The organism is Parasedimentitalea psychrophila (assembly GCF_030285785.1).
In the GTDB taxonomy this organism is placed as follows: Bacteria; Pseudomonadota; Alphaproteobacteria; order Rhodobacterales; family Rhodobacteraceae; genus Parasedimentitalea; species Parasedimentitalea psychrophila.
Window position 1 is genome coordinate 284,705 of sequence record NZ_CP127247.1, and the last position, 17,756, is coordinate 302,460.

Below are 17,756 nucleotides of genomic sequence, written 5' to 3' on the forward strand. Positions count from 1 at the left end.
CAGATGAAGCGACCGGCCAGGTTGGTGTAGGGTGCGTGCTCGCACGCACCGCCAGGCGGGTCTTGCGCGACCCTTGATAACTGGATCTTAATTGGGCCAGGGCAGCGAGTAGGTCTTGACGTTGGTGAAGAACTTCATCGCCTCGGTGACGCCTTCCTTGACGGCATTGCCGCTGTCTTTGATGCCGCCAAATGGAGAGGTCTCAATCCGGTAGCCGGGCTGTTCCCAGATGTTGCAGGTGCCCACGTCGAGCCCGTTGATATAGGATATCGCCCGGTTCAGGTCGTTGGTGCAGACCCCTGACGACAAGCCGAATTCGGTCGAGTTGGAGATCGCCATCACCTCAACATCATCGTCAGGCACCCGCACGATCGGAATGATCGGGCCAAAGGTTTCTTCCATCACCAATTCGCTGTCATGGGGCACGTGATCGACCACGATGGGCGGCAACAAGGCGCCGCGCCGACCCGGATGATAGAGGATTTTGGCGCCCTCTTTTTCGGCCTGATAGACGCGGTTCTCAAACAATTCAGCCGCCTGCGCATGGATCACGCAGCCCAGTTGTGTCTCAGGATCCTGCGGGTCACCAAACTTGATCGCCTTGGCCTTTTCCAGCACCAAAGGCACAAACCTGTCGGCGACGGAGTGCTGAACCAGAATACGTTTGATCGCAGTGCAACGCTGGCCCGAGTTGCCGGTGGCCCCAGCCACAGCGATTGTGGCGGCCTTTTCCAGATCTTCGTCCGTCAAATCGTTGCAGATGATCAGCGGGTCATTGCCGCCCAGCTCCAGCGCCTGACGTTTATAGCCCGCCTTGGAGGCGATCAGCTTGCCCACTGGCACCCCACCGGTGAAGGTGATGATGTCGATATTTTCATTAAGCATCATCTCTTCGCCGATATCCTGCGGCAAGCCGGTGACAATCTGGAACATTTCCGGCGGCAACCCGGCTTCGTACAGAATGTCGGCCAGCGCGATCGCCGTCAGCGGAGTCAGCTCGGTTGGTTTGCACACCATGCAATTGTTAGTGGCAATCGACGGCGCGATCTTGTGGCTGACCATGTTCAGCGGGTGGTTGAACGGGGTGATCGCGCTGATCGCCCGCACCGGCTCCCGCTTGGTAAAGATTTTGCGCTCTTTACCGTTATGGGTCAGATCGCACGAGAAAATCTGGCCATCGTCCTGCAGCGCCTGTGACGCGGCAAACTGATAGACATCCTGCGCCCGCTTGGTCTCATACAGGGCGTGCTGGTGGCAGATGCCCAGCTCCAGCACCAGCCATTTGGCCAGATACTCGCGCCGTTCGCCGATCAGCTCACCCGCCCGCTGCAGGATCTGGCTGCGCTCATAGCGGCTGAGTTTGGACTTGTAGGCAGCGGCGATTTCAAAGGCCCGCTTGGCGTGTTCGGCAGTGCCCGCAGGCACTGTGCCGATCACCTCATCGGTATAGGGATACTTCACCTCGATGACCGCGTCGGTAAAGACAATCTCTCCACCGATGCGCATACCTTCGTGTCGGATTTCTGTTTTGCTCATGGTTCCGTCCACCCTCAAAGCGCCGCTGCAGTGGTGGCGTAAAACAAAGCATCAAAGTTGCGCAGATCCGGCTTATTGCCCAGATCAATCACCCGGTTGACGATGAAGGGCACCACCTGCTCGGTCAATCCACCGTGGCTGCGCAGCGGTTCGTTCAGCGCCGCCAGATCGTGGCGGTGTTCAGAGGTGCCGATGCAGATGTTTTCACCGGAGACCATCACGATATCGCCAATGCGGTCGGCGGGCAGTTCAAACTTCTCAACCGCACGTTCGCGGGTCAGAACATCGGTCATGCCGTCGATGGCTTGCAGCCGGGCAATGACGTCGTTGCGGTCGGCGCCTTCGGGCAGATAGGCGGTGGCAAAGGACCCCAGCGCGCCGTGGTGTACGACGTAAGGGTCGGTGATCGGCAGGATCACCCGCGCCGCGGCCTCGCCCAGCCATTCGTCCAGCACGTCCTGCACATAGATCACGGCGGGAGAGCCATCAGCCAGGTGCTTGGGTTTCATACCGTGATCGGCGGTAACAACAATCGCAGCGCCCATTTCATCCAGCTGGGTCAGGTACTTGTCGAACATTTCATAGAAGGATTTTGCATCCGCCTGATCGGGTGCGTATTTGTGCTGCACGTAGTCGGTGGTGGTCAGATACATCACGTCCGGCTGCCAATCCGCCAGTAGTTTGACACCCGCAGCAAAGACAAATTCCGACAGATCAGCCGAATAGACCTCGGGCTGCGCCATGCCCAGCCATGTGCTGGCGGCGTCCTGACCGTGCACGGCGACGGTGGAAGTGTCCGATTTCTCGGCCGAGAAACATTTGGCGCGGTCATCGTCGAACGACAGGCCTGCCCCCAGCAATGCGCGCAGCTTGTCCTTGGCGGTAACAATCGCCACCTTGGCGCCGGCCTCGTAGAATTTGGCGAACACGGTGGGGGCGCGCAGGAAGCGCACGTCGTTCATCATCACTTCTTCACCGGTTTCCGGCTCGTAGAGAAAATTGCCGCAGATGCCGTGAACGCTTGGCGGGCGGCCGGTGGCGATGGACAGATTGTTGGGGTTGGTGAAGGACGGGATCACCGAGTGGGCCAGCCGGTTGGTGCCGGTCTCGCGCATGCGCTTCAGCGTTGGCATCAGACCATCGGCGATGGCCTTGTCCAGGTATTCCGGCTCGCAGCCGTCCAGACAGATCGCAATCGCGCAAACCTTGGGGGTGGGATAGATGCGGCCGTTGGCTTCGATAGGGGATTGAATAGTCATGGGTCTTCCTTTGTGTCTTCAGGCCGCCAGCTTGGCGCGTTCTTCCAGTGCTCGGGCCGGAGGGGTCGCGGATTTCACGCCCATCTCTGCCAGAGTATCCCTAGCTGCGGCAACCACCTGCCGCATAACATGTTCATCCATCTGACCGATACAGCCGACGCGGAAACTGTCCACCACGGTGAGCTTGCCAGGATAGATGATAAAGCCCTTTGCCTTCATCAGAGCGTAAAATTCGGCAAAGACGAATTTTGGATCCTCCGGGCAGAAAAAGGTCACAATGATCGGCGACAGCCAGCGGTCTTTGAGCAGGGTTTCAAAGCCCAAGCCGCGCAGGCCGGCCACCATCACATCACGGTTGCGGGCATAGCGTGCGCCACGGCCCTCAACCCCGCCCTCGGCCTCGTGGGCGCGCAGCGCCACAAGAAAGGCGGCCACCACATGGGTGGGCGGGGTGAACCGCCACTGGCCGGTTTTGTTCATTGTGGCCCATTGCGCATGCACATCCAGGCTCATCGAGGTGCTGTTGCCCTTGGCCGCTTCCAGCTCGCTTTTGCGGGCGATGATAAAGCCAAATCCGGGAACGCCCTCGATGCATTTATTGGCCGAGGACACCAGCGCCTCGTATCTGACCTGCGCCACCTCTAGTGGGATCGCGCCAAAGGCCGACATGCTGTCGACCAGCAGTTTGCGGCCCGCAGCATAGGTCACCTGCGAGATTTCCTCGACCGGGTTCAAGATGCCCGAGCTGGTTTCGCAGTGGATCGCCACCACATGGGTGATCGCCGGGTCATCGGCCAGAATTTGCGCCACTTCATCGCCGCGCGGTGGCAGATAATCGCCTTTGTCCAACACCACGTGATCGCGGCCCAGATACTCAAGGGTCTGTACTGTTCGCTGGCCGTAGGCGCCATTGGCCAGCACCAGAACCTTGCCGTCACGCGGCACAAAGCTGCCCAGCATCGCCTCAACCGAGAAGGTGCCGCTGCCCTGCATTGGCACGCAGTCAAAATCCTCTGCCCCCTGCCCCAGCATCGCCAAAAGACGGCGGCGCATTTCGGCGGTCATGGCGCGAAAGTCATCGTCCCAGCTGCCCCAGTCGCGCAGCATCGCCTCTTTTACCGGGAATGAGGTCGTCAACGGCCCCGGTGTCAACAAATATGGCTCGCCCAATCGGGGGGCTGGAAGCGTGCTGTTTGGGCTAGTCATAATGATCTCCGGCACTCGTTTCATGGCTAGCATTGCGGCATTCAGATCTATATGTAAAATTGCAAATAACGATCACTTTATAAGCCCTGCTTATATCAAAACGGAGACCGGAAAATGCGCCATAGCCAGTTGAAAGCCTTTCACCATGTGGCGCTGTTGGGCGGGTTCTCACGCGCGGCTGAAGCGCTGCACCTGACCCAGCCGGCGATCTCGGAGCAGGTGCGCAAACTGGAGCAGCAGCATGATGTGTTGCTGTTCAGTCGCGACCGCAAGCGAGTGCAATTGACCGAGGCCGGCCACCAGTTGTTCCTGCGGACAAAACAGTATTTCGAGATCGAGCTGCAGATCCATGATTACCTGACTGAAACCAGCGCTGCGGTGCACGGAACCCTGCGCATCGTCGCGGATTCGGCGCATCACGTCACCGATATCCTGCGCCTCTATCGCCAGCGCTATCCCAATGTCACCCTGAGCCTGCGGGTCGGCAATACCGAAGAAATCCTGGAAGAGTTGCGCGCCTATAACGCCGAGATTGGTGTGGCCGGCAGCCCATCGCCGGGCAAGGACATGGATATGCTGGATCTGGGCGCAACCGAGATCATCGGCTTTGCCAGCAAGGATCTGTTGCCAGCGGGCAAGACCTCGGTGACGCTGAAAGAACTGGCGACTATGCCGCTGATTTTTCGCGAGGTTGGCTCAAAGACCCGCGAGAAACTGGTTCAGGAGGCGGCGAAGCAGGGCATCACGCTGCTGCCGGCGATTGAGGCCGAAGGCCGTGAGGCGGGGCGCGAGGTTGTGGCTTCGGGGGCTGGCATTGGCTTTGTCTCAAGGGCGGAATTTGGCAGCGACGCGCGGTTAGTGCCGCTAAAGATTGACGGTTTGAACATCAACATGAGTGAATCTCTGGTGCATCTATCGCAGCGCCGGGATGTCAAAGTCATCCGCTCATTCATGGACTGCGCCCGCAGCCTGCAGGGTTAACAGCCCCCCACCAAAATTCATTGGCGGGGGGCGTTTAGAATGGCTTAGCGGGCGCGCCAGGCCTGGGTGCGGCGCAGGATGCCCTTGGAGGCAATCAGGTGGATAATGCGCGCACCTGCGTTGGTGTAGAAAATCATCATCCCCATCGCCGCCGCCGGAGCGATATCGCCCGCATCATCCATGTTCAGCACCGCGATCGAGGCGAGCGAGGTTTTGGGTGAATAGAGGAACACCACCGCCGACACTGTCGTCATCGCATTGACGAACAGGTAGATCGAGATATCCAGCACCGCCGGCAGGCAAACCGGCACCGTCACCCGGCTGAACAATTTCAGGGTTGGCTGCTTGAGCGAGGCCGACACCGATTCAAACTCGCGGTCCATCTGTTTCAGCGCCGTCACTGCCGTCAGGTGCGACACCGTGTAAAAGTGCGTCACAGCCGAGATCACCAGAATGGCCATGGTGCCGTAGATCCAGTTCAGCGGATTGGCCGGATTGTTGAAGAAAAAGATATAGGCCAGGCCCAGCACCATTCCGGGGATCGCCATCGGCAGCATTGCGATCATCTGGAACAGCGAGCGCCCCACACGAAAGCCATTGGATTTCTCCACCAGATAGGCGCCGAAAAAGATCACCGAGGTGCCGATGACTGCCGTCAGCAGACCCAGTTTGATCGAGTTGTAATACGAGGCCCAACCGCCGCCGTCCATCTTGTCGAACTGATAGTTGTTCAGGCTGAGCGACAGATCGTAGGGCCAGAATTTGATCAGCGCCGCAAACTGGCAGACCGCCAGGATACCGATGATGAAGATGCCAACCAGGCTGGAATAGATCAGAAAGATCCGGTCCATTTTTGCGTCTGGGCTGGGCTGGAACGGAACTGAGCGCGCCGACAGGGTGGCCACCTGTTTGCTCTGCACATAACGATCCAGCGCAAAGGCAAAGATCGCCGGCACAATCAGCACCACCGACACCACCGCGCCCATCTCAAAGTTCTGCTGGCCGATCACCTGTTTGTAGATGTCCACCGCCAGCATATTGAACTGACCGCCGATCACTTTGGGCAGGCCAAAATCGGTGATCACCAGATTGAACACCACAAAGCCAGCCGAGATCAGCCCGTAACGGGCGCTGGGGATGGTGACAGTCCAGAAGGTGCGCCAGGGCGAGGCCCGCAGCGACACCGCCGCCTCGTACAGGCGGGCATCAGAGATCGCCAGCGCGGTTGAAATGATCAGGAAAGCATGTGGAAAGGTGAAGAACACCGAGCCGATGATAATGCCGATCGGGCCATAGATACTGGCGCCGAACAGCAGCTCCTTGAGCATGCCCTGATTGCCGAACAGATAGACCAGCGCAATGCCGGGCAGCAGCGACGGCACCAGAATCGGCGCCATGGCAATCAGCCGGAACGCGCCCTTAAAGCGCATGCAACTGCGGTTCAGCGCATAGGCGAACCAGAACGCCAGGGTGACGGTGACCACGGTGCTGATCACCGCGATGAACAGCGAGTTCTTGATCGAGTTGAACAGAGCCGGGGTTGAGAAATAATTGCTGAAATTGTCCAACCCGGTGGATTTCATCGGCCGCAATTGCACCCGGCGGAAACTGTTGCTGTCCAGCTCGAGCCAGGTGGACTCGTCATGCAGGGTTGAGCCGACGAGGAACCGACCGCCAGGCTGCGCATTGCGGATCTGGTACATCACCGGGCTGCGGAAGCTGAAATCGGGGAATAGTTTGCTCACCGGCAGGCGACCGTCTGATCCGGTGCTGAGATCGGCGTTGTCAAAGACCCCCACGGCAGCGTTCAGATCCGCCGGGTTCAACACCGTGCCGTCAAACACCCCATCCTGATCTGACACCTGCATTTCATATTGTGACAGCTCAAACCGGTAGGTGGAGAAGGATTTGGACAGCATCACGTAGAGCGGCAGCGCCAGGGTCACCACCAGATACAGCGCGATCACAATCATACCGCCGCGCATAACGATGTCATCGCGGCTCAGCTTGCCCTTGATCACCGGTCCGGGTGGCATCGTGGTGAGGTCAGTTGTTGTCTCAGTCATCACACAGCCTCCGGGCGGGCAAAGGCCATCAATCGGTTTTCGGGCAGTTCAACAACCATCGCCTTGCCCTCGCCCAGCTCTAGCCGGCGCACCGCGTTAATAGAGAAATCAGCGATCAGCTCAGAGGCGCCAAAGCGGTCGCTGTGCAGGTGGCAGCGCCAGAACGAGCCGAGGAATTCCATCTCCTTCAACATGACTTCGATGCAATTGCTGTTTTGTGCATCGGGGACAAAGCCAGCCTCGTGCGGGATGATGTCCTCGGGGCGGATGGCGGCGACCACTGGGCTGCCGGCGGCAAATTTATGACTGATGCAGGCATAGTTTTCCGACCCCAACGACAGCTGGCCGTCAGAGGCTACGGTGGAGTCGATCTGGTTCATCTCACCAATGAAGTCGGCGACAAACAGATTGGCCGGTTCGCGGTAGATCTCAGTGGGCGAGCCGACCTGTTCGATCACCCCTTGGTTCATCACCACAATCTTATCGGCCATGGTCAGCGCCTCTTCCTGATCGTGGGTCACCATAACGGTGGTCACGCCAAGTTTGCGCTGTAACTCTTTGATTTCGTGACGCAAATGCACCCGCACCTTGGCATCCAGTGCCGACAGCGGTTCATCCAGCAACAACAAGCCGGGATTGGTGGCAATGGCGCGCGCCAGCGCAATGCGCTGCTGCTGGCCTCCGGACAGTTGCGCCGGGTATTTTTTGCCCTGCTCGGGCAAGCCCACCAGATGCAGTAATTCACTGACCCGCGCGGTGATTTCAGATTTGCCGCGGCCGGTATTTTCCAAACCAAAGGCGATGTTTTTCTCGATCGTCAGGTTGGGGAACAGGGCGTAAGACTGGAACACAATGCCAAAGTCACGCTCGGAGGGAGGCAGGTTCGACACATCCTTGCCATCCTGCAAAACCTGACCCCTGGTCTGTAGATCCAGCCCGGCGATAGCGCGCAGCAGGGTGGTTTTTCCGCAACCCGAGGGCCCCAGAAAACAAATGAACTCGCCCTCGTTTATGTCTAGGGAAATGTCTTTGAGCGCCAGGAAATCGCCAAAGGCTTTCCAGAGGTTAGTGATGCTCAGATAGAGATCACCAGATGCTGTTGCTTGCGTCACGAGATTGGTCCTTCGGTCTGCGCTATGCGCACGGGCCGACACGTCGCGGCCAAGGCCACCGTACGCTGCCGGAATAATTTGGGAGATAGGGGGAACGAGGGGCAAGGTTGCCCCCCGTCCGTCAGTGCTTATTTAGGAGTCAGTTCTTACTTGGGATCTGACTTGCCGTCGTAACGCGACTGCCACTCTTTCAGGATCGAGGCGCGGTTGTTGGCGGCGAATTCAAAATCATTGTCGATCATCGCGTCCAACAGGCCGGCGGGGAAATGCTCCACCGGCTTGGCAACACCGGGATAGGCAACAACCGCATAACCGGTGTTATACATCTCGTTGGCACCCAGGGTGACGGTGAAATCAACCAGTTTCTGCGCTGCTTCCAGATTGGCGGTACCGGCTACAATCGCGGTGGCCTCCATGTCCCAACCAACACCTTCGCTTGGCACGATGATGTCCAGTGGCGCGCCTGCGGCCTTGGATTTGGCACCGCGGAAGGCAAAGGAAATGCCAATCGGGATTTCACCGGCAGCGGCCAGTTTACAAGGCTTGGAGCCGGAGTGGGTATAGCGCGCGATGTTGTTGTGCAGCGCGTCCATGTACTCCCAGCCGCCCTCTTCACCAAAGATCTGCAGCCAGCTGGAGACGTCGAGGAAGCCAGTGCCCGAAGAGTTCGGATTCGGCATGATCAGATGACCGGCATACTGTGGGTCGGTCAGGTCCTGCCAGGATGTTGGCGGTGTCAGGCCAGCCTTTTCGGCCTCAACTGTGTTGTAGCAAACAGAGGCCACCCAGGCATCCATGCCAACCCAAGCGGGTGGGTTGTCGCCGTCGACAAATTTGGCGTCGAGCTTTTCAACACCGGCAGGCGCATAGGCTTCGAGCATGCCTTCGGCCTTGAGCAGCAGCAGCGAGGTCGCCGCCAGTCCCCAGACCACATCGGCCTGCGGGTTGTCGCGCTCGGCCAGCAGCTTGGCAGTAATGATACCCGTAGAATCGCGGACCCAGTTGATTTTAATATCTGGATTGGACTTGTTGAAGGTCTCCGCATAGCGGGCCAGATCCTCGGCCTCGACTGCGGTGTAGACTGTCAGCTCAGTTTCAGCCGCAAGTGATGACGCAAAAAACGCACCCGCGAGCAGAGATGTGAGAGTTGATACCTTAAGTTTCATGTTAGTCTCCTCTGTTAGTCTTAATGAACTTCATGCGGGGTTGTTGATCACCCCTTTGTAAGATCCATGTGAAGCCTTGGTCAGTTTGGCATGATTTTTTAACAAGAAAAATCGATTAAACCTACAACTTCATTACTAGAACCTATAGTTAAGCATTCGATCAATTCCTGATTGGCCCAACCAGGGAAGGTGTCTTTCGAGTGATCGCCATCACAGTTTGGCTAAGCGTATCAGCCCGCAGTCAACACCTTGAGATCACGACAGAACCTGCCGTCCAGCACATGGGATTCTTAGCCTCCTATCAGGTTACCCTAGTGTGTAGTCCTGTGTATTTCTATGTTTTCTTGCATAATTGTGTTTTTCTGTCTACAACCGGGCTCATCAGAGCTTTGATGCAATTACGCCGCACGGCAAGACGCCTATGTTTACGCCGGGCCAGATCAGTCACAATTGGGACCCCCTATGAGCAATACTCGCATCGTCGCGGATAGCACCGTGGAATTCGCCATATATCTGGCGGACCAAGCCCGGTTGGTTTCGCTGCCAGGATTCCGAAAAGATGTTCAAATCGTAGAGAAAAATGACCTTAGCCCGGTGACTGAAATCGACCGGAGCGTCGAATCCTTTGTGCGTGGAATGGTTGAGAAGACCTATCCGTCACACGGGTTTCTGGGCGAGGAATTTGGCTCTCTGAACCTGGATGCCGAGGAGTTATGGGTTGTTGATCCCATCGACGGAACCCGAAGCTTTATCACTGGATGGCCCATTTGGGGCACCTTGCTGGCCAAGCTTCGCAACGGGAGCCCGGAGATCGGCCTAATTGATATGCCCGCGATTCGGGAAAGATGGCTGGGTATTTGTGGAAAAGGTTGTACTTTTGAGGATCGCAGTGGGGTCAAACAGGACTGCCGGGTTTCAAGCTGTGAAACACTAGCGCAAGCCCGGTTCTATACCACCAATATCCTGTATTTTGAGCCCGCCGACCGGGCCAAGATCGAGATCCTGTTGCAAACGGCAGCGGTGCCGCGCTTTGGCGGTGACTGTTATTCTTACGGGTTGCTGGCCTCGGGTCATGTGGATCTGGTGGTCGAGGCAAAATTGGAACCCTATGATTATTTCGCCCTCATCCCGGTAGTGGAAAGCGCCGGCGGCATTATTACCGACTGGTCCGGCAACACCCTGCATCAGGGATCGGACGGACGGGTGATTGCTGCCGCGACGCCGCAATTGCACGCGGCGGCGCTGGAAATACTGCAACAGATCTGACACAGATAGCAGCATGTGGAAAAACCAAAGACATCAGAGAATATTCAGACGGCTCGAAGAGTTACAGAGCGTCACCACCGATGATCTGGTCGATGACCTGTCGGTGTCGCGTGAGACGGTGCGCCGGGATCTGCTGGACATGGAGGCGCTGGGGCTGTTGCGGCGGGTACACGGCGGCGCGGTCTCGGCGGATGCGCATTCGGAACCGCCTCTGGATGTGCGTTCCAAACTGAACGTCAAGGAAAAGAAGGCGATTGCCCGCGCCGCCTGCAACCTGATCACTGATCACAAGGTGATCTTTTTCGACACTGGCAGCACCACGATTTCCCTGGCCAAGCAGTTGGGCTCCATTCACGGGTTGCACGTCATCTCCAATTCGCTGAAGGCGGCAGGCCGGTTGCAGAGGGAGTATGACGCCAATCGCATTGCAAGCCGGGTGACCCTACTCGGCGGCAGCCTGACGGCGTTTGATTTTGCCACCTCCGGACAGCAGACAATCCGTGAAATCTCGCGCATTCAGGCGGATATTGCCTTTGTGTCCCCCACTGCGATCGACCATCAATATGGGGCTTTGAACGCGGCTGAGGAAGAAACCGACGTTGCCCTGGCGATGTTGGAGAACAGCCGCGAGAATGCGGTTTTGGCGGATGCGGCCAAGTTCTCGGCCAATGGCAATTATCGCTATTGCCGCTTCGAGCAGATGGATACGCTGGTGACGGATACCCAGATCCGCAAGCAGCCGGATCTGGTGCACAGCGTCGCTGAACGGGTTAAACAGCTGATTATCGCTGAATAACCCGATCCTGTCGTGACCACCTAGCTGGACTGTTGCGGCGCGTAGTCTGCCGGGTTCAGCCCTGCTGGTCTGCCGGGCAAGGCCAGTTCTGTCAATTGCGGCGCGGTCCGGGCGATCACTTTGCCAGCCCGGATCACCGCCAGACGGGTGGCCCGCAGGCGAAGCGCCTCAATCGGGTCGCGGGCCTGTAGCAGCAGCATGTTGGCAGCACAGCCCTTTTGCAGCCCGTAGCCCTGCAACCCCATGATTTTGGCCGAATTGCTGGTCACTGCCTCAAAACACCAGGTCATGTCGGCGCGGCTGGACAATTGCCCCACATGCAACCCCATCGAGGCCACATCCAGCATATCGGCGCGACCCAGCGAATACCACGGATCCATCACACAGTCCGAGCCAAAGCCAACGGTGATGCCGGCCTCGCGCAGTTGTGGCACCCGGGTCTGGCCACGGCGTTTGGGATAGCTGTCGTGGCGGCCCTGCAGCATGATGTTGATCAGCGGATTGGGGATCGCATGCACCTGTGCCTCGGCGATCAGCGGGATCAGTTTGGAGACATAGTAATTGTCCATCGAATGCATCGAGGTCAGATGCGAGCCGGCCACCCGGCCCTGTAGCCCCAACCGTTGGGTCTCATAGGCAAGCGTTTCGATGTGGCGGCTGTGGGGGTCGTCGCTTTCGTCGCAGTGCATATCCACCATCAGCCCGCGCTTCGCAGCGATTTCACAGAGCTGGCGCACAGATTCAGCCCCGTCAGCCATGGTGCGCTCAAAATGTGGGATGCCGCCGACCACATCGACGCCCATGTCCAGCGCCCGGATCAGGTTCTGCATCGCCGTGGGGTCGCGCAGCACGCCGTCTTGCGGAAAGGCCACCAATTGCAGGTCCAGATAGGGCGCCACCTGTTTGCGCACCTCGATCAGCGCCTGCACGCCGGTCAGCGCATCGTCGCAGACGTCCACATGGCTGCGGATGGCGCCGATCCCCATCGACACCGCCAGATCGCAGTAGCGCAGGGCGCGGCTGACAATGTCCTCGACGCTCTGGATCGGTTTCAGCTCGCCCCACAGCGCGATCCCTTCAAGCAGGGTGCCCGAGGTGTTCATGCGCGGGGTGCCCAGCGACAGGGTGGCGTCCATGTGGAAATGCGGGTCAACAAAAGGCGGCGACACCAGATAGCCTGTGGCGTCGATAATCTCTTGCGCCTCGGCGGTGATATTCGCCTCGACGGCGGCGATCATGCCATCCTTGCAGGCGATGTCTATGCCGCTGCGGCCATCTGGCAGGGTGGCGTTTTTGAGGATCAGATCGAACATTTGGATACCTGCGTGTTTGTTTTTTTCAGGTGCGGATCGCAAAGCGGTCCGGGCAGCGCCCGACCCTCCCCACGGGAGGGCGCACTTCGTGCTTCCTGGGCTAAAGCCCGCTGCGGCCTCAAATGCTCCACTGGAGCATTTGCAAGACGGCCTTCGCCCCAGGGTCGGGCGCCGCCCTTAGCAATGGTCATTCTACCGTTGCCCTTTGAACCAGGGCGTTAGCAGCGCACGCGGATATTCCGCCCTGCGGGCCGCCAGCACCAGTGCAATGATCGACAATACATAAGGCGCCATCAGAAACACCTGTCCCGGCACCATGGCGCCGACCTCGGTTTGCAAGCGGACCTGCAGGGCGTCAAATGCTCCGAACAACAGTGCGCCCAGCAGCGCCTTACCGGGCCTCCAGCTGGCAAAGATCACCAGCGCAATGCAGATCCAGCCACGCCCGTTGACCATACCAAAAAAGAATGCATCAAAGGCCGACATGGTCAGAAAGGCACCACCCAGGGCCATCAGGGCAGATCCTGCCATCACCGCGCCAATACGCAGGCCATAGACCGACAGGCCTTGGGCGTCGACACTGTCAGGATTGTCGCCAACCGCCTGCAAGGCCACGCCAAGCGCAGTGCGGTTCAGCACGTACCAGACCAGCAGCACCATCGCCAGCGCCAGCATGGTCATTGCGGTTTGCTGGAACACCACAGGGCCCAGAAACGGAATGTCCGACAGTATGGGGATGTCGAGCGCCCGGAACGGTTCGATCCGAGGCGGCGATGTCACGGTGGGAAGCGCCGTGCGATAGGTGAAATAGCTAAGCGAGGTGGCAAACAGCGTCACCCCCAGCCCGGAGACATGTTGCGACAGGCCCAGCGGCACTGTCAGAATTCCGTGGATCAGGCCAAAGAACGCGCCGGCAAGGGCAGCGACCAGAACCCCGCCCCACAGGCCCGCGCCCAGCCAGACCGCCATCCAGCCACACATGGCGCCAGCGGCAAAGATACCCTCGATGCCAAGGTTCAGCACCCCGGATTTTTCGCATAGCAGCGCCCCCAGAACGCCAAAGATCAGCGGCGTGGCAATACGCAGGGAGGCGGCCCAGAAGGACTCAGACAGCAGAATTTGCAGGATATCCATCATGCGGCCCTCGCTGCGGGTTTGCTGCGGGTGATGCGATAGCGGGCGACAAAGCCGCCAACCAGCACACAGAGCAGCGACATCGCCACCACCAGATCCGCCAGATAAGACGACACCCCCATGGCGCGGCTCATACTGTCAGCGCCGACAAATACCGATGCGATGAACAGCGCCGAGATCACCACGCCCACCGGAGACAGACCCGCCAGCATGGCGACGACAATGCCGGTATAGCCAAAGCCCGGTGACAGATCAGCCGTCAGATAGCCTTTGAGCCCCGCCACTTCGCTAACGCCAGCCAGCCCGGCCAGACCGCCGGACAGGATCGCGACGCCAAACAGCGAGCGGTTGACGCCGATGCCTGCGTGCCGCGCGGCGGCGGCGTTTTCACCAACGGCGCGCAGCCGGAACCCCCAAACGGATCGCGCCAGCATGAACTGGGCAACCCCCGCCAGCACCAGCGCCAGGATCAAACCCGAGTGCATGCGCATCCGCGGCATCAACTGCGGCAACATTCCTTGATCCAGGATCGGAGCAGACTGCGGCCAGCCCAGCCCCATTGGGTCTTTCAGCGCGCCCTCTAGCATCATCTGCACAAAGATCAGAATGATGAAGTTGAGCAGCAGGGTTGTCACCACCTCATCCGCACCAAAGCGGGTTTTCAGCAGTGCAGGCACCGCCATGCCAGCAGCCCCGGCAGCGGCGCCCAGGATAATGATCAATGGGATCAGGAAGATGCCGGGGATATCCACGGCCCCGGCGCCAATGGCGACGGCGGCCATGGCGCCCAGATACAACTGGCCCTCGGCACCGATGTTCCACAGCTTGGCGCGAAAGGCCAAGGCGGCGGCAAGCCCGGTGAACATCAGCGGTGTGGCGCGGGTCAGCATTTCGGAAAACGCAAACATCGAGCCAAACACCCCTTTGACCATCTCACCATAGGCCACGGTGATATCCGCCCCGGCCAGCGCCAGTGGGATCGCGGCCAGGGCCAATGCGATTACGGCAGACAGCACCGGCACCCCCAGCGTCATCAACCGGCTCGGCGCGTTGCGTGGCTCGATACGGATCATGTGTGCTCTCCTGCCATTTTCAGGCCAATGTCTTCACGGTTGCGGCTGCTGATCTCGGTCAACTGGCCGTCGTGGATCACCATGATGCGGTCAGCCAGCCCCAGAATCTCGTCCAGATCCTCAGATATCAGCAGCACCCCTGCCCCGGCGGCGCGGGCCTCTAGCAGGCGGCGGCTGACCTCGGCGGCGGCGCCCATGTCGAGGCCTCGGATCGGTTGGTTGGCCAGGATCAGCCGGGCGTTCTGTTCAAACACCCGCGCCAGGATCAGTTTCTGGATATTGCCGCCAGATAGCAGCCGGGCCGGAGCATCGGGACCGGGGCCGCGCACGTCATAGGACTGGCTGAGGGTCTTGGCATTGGCCGCAATTGCGTGGCGGTTCAGCAAGCCATTGGTCTGTACCAATGGATCATCCAACCGCTCGATGATCATATTCTCGGCCACCGACATGGCACCAACGATACCATCGTGATGGCGGTCTTCAGGGATGCGGCCGACGCCGGCCTTGATCATGACCTTGGGGTCAGGGTTCAGGATTTCGACGCCATCGACCTGAATGCTGCCGCTATCGGGGCGGCGCAGGCCTGAGATCACGGCCGCCAGTGCCGACTGGCCATTGCCCGACACCCCGGCAATGCCGAGGATTTCATGGGCGTGTACGGTCAGGTTTACATCTGTCAGGCTGTCGCGCGCCGCATGGCTGCGCAGTCCAAGGCCCGACAGTGCCAGCACCGGGGCGCCGGGTTTCATCGCGGCCCGGGTTGGGGTTGGGGTGTCCTCGCCCACCATCATCCGGGCAATCACCCGCTGATCCGCATCAGAGGTGGCGATCTCGCCCACCTTCACACCGTGGCGCAGCACCGCGATGCGGTGGGAAAACGCCAGCACTTCGCGCAGTTTATGCGAGATGAAGATCACTGATAGCCCGTCGCGGGTCATGGCGCCGATGTTTTCAAAAAGGGTGTCGGCCTCTTGCGGGGTCAACACGGCGGTGGGTTCATCCAGCACCAGAATGCGGGCATCGCGGTACAGCGCCTTGAGGATCTCCACCCGCTGACGCTCGCCCACCGACAGCTTGCCAACCGGCGTGTCCAGCGGCGCGGTCAACCCGGTGCGGGTCATGATGCCCTGCACCTTGGCGCGGGCCCCGGCCCGGTCGCGGCGCAGGGAGAACAGCGGTTCGGACCCCAGCGTGATATTGTCCAGTGCCGACAGGTTTTCGGCGAGGGTAAAGTGCTGATGCACCATACCGATACCCGCCGACAGCGCCGCCTGTGGATGGCCGAGGGGCAGCGGCTGCATGTCGCCACTGGGCGCGGCCACGTCGATAGAGCCGCCGTCGGGCATATAGTGGCCAAACAGCATGTTCATCAGCGTCGTCTTGCCAGCGCCGTTTTCACCCAGCAGGGCCAGAACCTCGCCCCGGTGCAGTTCGAGACTGACGCTGTCATTGGCCACAACGGAGCCAAACCGCTTGGACAGCGCGTTTAATGAGAGGATTTTGGGCTGTGTCATAAGTCTCTCTGGCATTCAGGTCCACACGCTTGCTCCCCCACACAGAGCCGCGACTGACCTTGGGGAAGTGCAAAGCGCCTTCGTCGTGCTGAAAGCACGCCTATGGCGTGTCGGGAAGGTCAGGCGCGGCCCGACCTGTCGGCCGGGCCATTCCCATCAGTTTGAACTTGAGTTACTTATCCGAGACCGGACGGTCGTCGTTCACGTTGACACGGAACATGCCCTCCATGATCGACTCTTCGGTCTTTTCGACCTCGGCCAGCACCTCGGCTGAGACCAGCGATTCATCCACCACCAAGGATCCGCCGCCGTAGCCCATAAAGCTGTACTGGCCATAATCGGCTGCCTCAAACGTGCCACCGGCCACAGCCGCAATGGCGCGGTCGATGGTGGGTTCCATGTGCCACAGGGCAGAGGTCAGGATGGTATTGGGATAGTCGGCAGAGGTGTCGATCACATTGCCGACGGCCTTGACGCCACGCTCCACGGCGGCATCGGCGACGCCGAACCGCTCGGCGAACATGATGTCCGCACCGGCATCCATCATCGCAAAGGCGCTTTCCTTGGCCTTGGGCGGATCATACCAACTGTCGATGAAGTTCACCAGGAACTTGACCTCGGGGTTGGTGGCGCGGGCGCCCTCCATAAAGGCGTTCATCAGCCGGTTCACTTCGGGGATCGCATAGCCACCGACCATGCCGATCACGTTGCTTTCGGTGCTGGCGCCCGCCACCATGCCAGACAGATAGCTTGGTTCGTGGATCCAGTTGTCGAACACCGAGAAATTCGGTGCGACCGGACCAAAGGAGGAGCCCATCAGGAAGCCCGTTTCGGGATAGTCTGCGGCCACTTTGCGCGCCGCACGTTCCAGGCCGAACACCTCGCCCACCACCAGTTGCACGCCTTGTTCAGCGTATTCGCGCATCACCCGCTCATAGTCGGTGTTGGCGACGTTTTCCGAGAAAACATAGTCGATCTCGCCGCGGTCTTTGGCGGCATTCAGCGCCAGGTGGATACGGCTGATCCATTGCTGCTCCACCGGCAGCGTGTAAATAGCTGCGACCTTGACGGTTCCGGCTAGGGCCGCACCGGCGGGCAACATAAGTGCCAGCGCAGCCGTTCCGGCCAACATTGCCCGTCGTGTAATAGAAAATTTGCTTTTCATCTGCCAATCCCCGGTTGAATGAATGTCGCAATGAGGCATTTATTTAACCAACCGGTCAATAAAATTCGCACTTTAAGGCACAACACAAGGCCATATGACCCTTTGTTGTGGCCGCGTCCAAGCAAATCGCACAAGGGCCAGGCATTAAAAAAAACATTACAGGGCAGTT

Annotated in this window: 14 protein-coding genes; 3 read left to right on the forward strand and 11 right to left on the reverse strand. The window is 59.3% G+C overall.

The window, feature by feature from the left end; genetic code table 11:
* Positions 1 to 87 precede the first annotated feature (87 nt).
* Genes phnY through QPJ95_RS01420 form a run of 3 tightly spaced genes read right to left on the reverse strand, consistent with a single transcriptional unit; the run spans position 88 to position 4,001 of the window.
* Positions 88 to 1,536 carry a phosphonoacetaldehyde dehydrogenase gene (gene phnY / locus QPJ95_RS01410; protein ID WP_270918826.1) on the reverse strand — a complete coding sequence of 483 codons (1,449 nt, stop codon included), beginning with the start codon at positions 1,534 to 1,536 and terminating at the stop codon, positions 88 to 90.
* 14 nt (positions 1,537 to 1,550) lie between these two features.
* Positions 1,551 to 2,795, reverse strand: a complete 1,245-nt coding sequence (phnA, locus tag QPJ95_RS01415; RefSeq protein ID WP_270918827.1) for a phosphonoacetate hydrolase — start codon at positions 2,793 to 2,795, stop codon at positions 1,551 to 1,553.
* Positions 2,796 to 2,813: 18 nt separating this feature from the next.
* Entirely contained in the window at positions 2,814 to 4,001 is a 1,188-nt protein-coding gene (locus QPJ95_RS01420) for a 2-aminoethylphosphonate--pyruvate transaminase (RefSeq protein ID WP_270918828.1), read from the reverse strand.
* A 114-nt stretch (positions 4,002 to 4,115) separates the two neighbouring features.
* On the opposite strand from QPJ95_RS01420, the gene QPJ95_RS01425 reads away from it, so the two are divergent.
* The gene (locus tag QPJ95_RS01425) at positions 4,116 to 4,982 is read left to right on the forward strand and encodes a LysR substrate-binding domain-containing protein (protein WP_270918829.1); all 867 of its coding nucleotides are present in this window, start codon (positions 4,116 to 4,118) and stop codon (positions 4,980 to 4,982) included.
* 44 nt (positions 4,983 to 5,026) lie between these two features.
* On the opposite strand, the gene QPJ95_RS01430 is transcribed toward QPJ95_RS01425, so the two are convergent.
* The 3 genes from QPJ95_RS01430 to QPJ95_RS01440 form a co-directional block, all read right to left on the reverse strand.
* Complete coding sequence (locus tag QPJ95_RS01430) at positions 5,027 to 7,048, reverse strand: putative 2-aminoethylphosphonate ABC transporter permease subunit (RefSeq protein ID WP_270918830.1); 2,022 nt, start codon at positions 7,046 to 7,048, stop codon at positions 5,027 to 5,029.
* Entirely contained in the window at positions 7,048 to 8,160 is a 1,113-nt protein-coding gene (locus QPJ95_RS01435; protein WP_270918831.1) for a putative 2-aminoethylphosphonate ABC transporter ATP-binding protein, read from the reverse strand. Before QPJ95_RS01435 ends, QPJ95_RS01430 begins: the two co-directional genes overlap by 1 nt.
* 146 nt (positions 8,161 to 8,306) lie before the next feature.
* The gene (locus QPJ95_RS01440; RefSeq protein ID WP_270918832.1) at positions 8,307 to 9,326 is read right to left on the reverse strand and encodes a putative 2-aminoethylphosphonate ABC transporter substrate-binding protein; all 1,020 of its coding nucleotides are present in this window, start codon (positions 9,324 to 9,326) and stop codon (positions 8,307 to 8,309) included.
* Positions 9,327 to 9,788: 462 nt separating this feature from the next.
* Between QPJ95_RS01440 and QPJ95_RS01445 the strand changes: the two genes are divergently transcribed.
* Both QPJ95_RS01445 and QPJ95_RS01450 read left to right on the forward strand, forming a co-directional pair.
* Complete coding sequence (locus QPJ95_RS01445; RefSeq protein ID WP_270918833.1) at positions 9,789 to 10,592, forward strand: inositol monophosphatase family protein; 804 nt, start codon at positions 9,789 to 9,791, stop codon at positions 10,590 to 10,592.
* 13 nt (positions 10,593 to 10,605) lie between these two features.
* Positions 10,606 to 11,388, forward strand: a complete 783-nt coding sequence (locus tag QPJ95_RS01450; RefSeq protein ID WP_270918834.1) for a DeoR/GlpR family DNA-binding transcription regulator — start codon at positions 10,606 to 10,608, stop codon at positions 11,386 to 11,388.
* Between the two features lie 20 nt (positions 11,389 to 11,408).
* Here the strand turns inward: QPJ95_RS01450 and QPJ95_RS01455 are convergent, their stop codons facing one another.
* From QPJ95_RS01455 to QPJ95_RS01475, 5 genes are all read right to left on the reverse strand, one after another.
* Positions 11,409 to 12,701 carry an amidohydrolase family protein gene (locus QPJ95_RS01455; RefSeq protein ID WP_270918835.1) on the reverse strand — a complete coding sequence of 431 codons (1,293 nt, stop codon included), beginning with the start codon at positions 12,699 to 12,701 and terminating at the stop codon, positions 11,409 to 11,411.
* A gap of 192 nt (positions 12,702 to 12,893) precedes the next feature.
* The gene (locus tag QPJ95_RS01460; RefSeq protein WP_286018229.1) at positions 12,894 to 13,835 is read right to left on the reverse strand and encodes an ABC transporter permease; all 942 of its coding nucleotides are present in this window, start codon (positions 13,833 to 13,835) and stop codon (positions 12,894 to 12,896) included.
* Positions 13,835 to 14,905, reverse strand: a complete 1,071-nt coding sequence (locus tag QPJ95_RS01465) for an ABC transporter permease (protein WP_270918895.1) — start codon at positions 14,903 to 14,905, stop codon at positions 13,835 to 13,837. Before QPJ95_RS01465 ends, QPJ95_RS01460 begins: the two co-directional genes overlap by 1 nt.
* On the reverse strand, positions 14,905 to 16,422 hold the full coding sequence (locus QPJ95_RS01470; RefSeq protein WP_270918837.1) for an ABC transporter ATP-binding protein: 1,518 nt from the start codon (positions 16,420 to 16,422) through the stop codon (positions 14,905 to 14,907). Before QPJ95_RS01470 ends, QPJ95_RS01465 begins: the two co-directional genes overlap by 1 nt.
* A gap of 172 nt (positions 16,423 to 16,594) precedes the next feature.
* On the reverse strand, positions 16,595 to 17,587 hold the full coding sequence (locus QPJ95_RS01475; RefSeq protein ID WP_270918838.1) for a BMP family protein: 993 nt from the start codon (positions 17,585 to 17,587) through the stop codon (positions 16,595 to 16,597).
* Positions 17,588 to 17,756 lie beyond the last annotated feature (169 nt).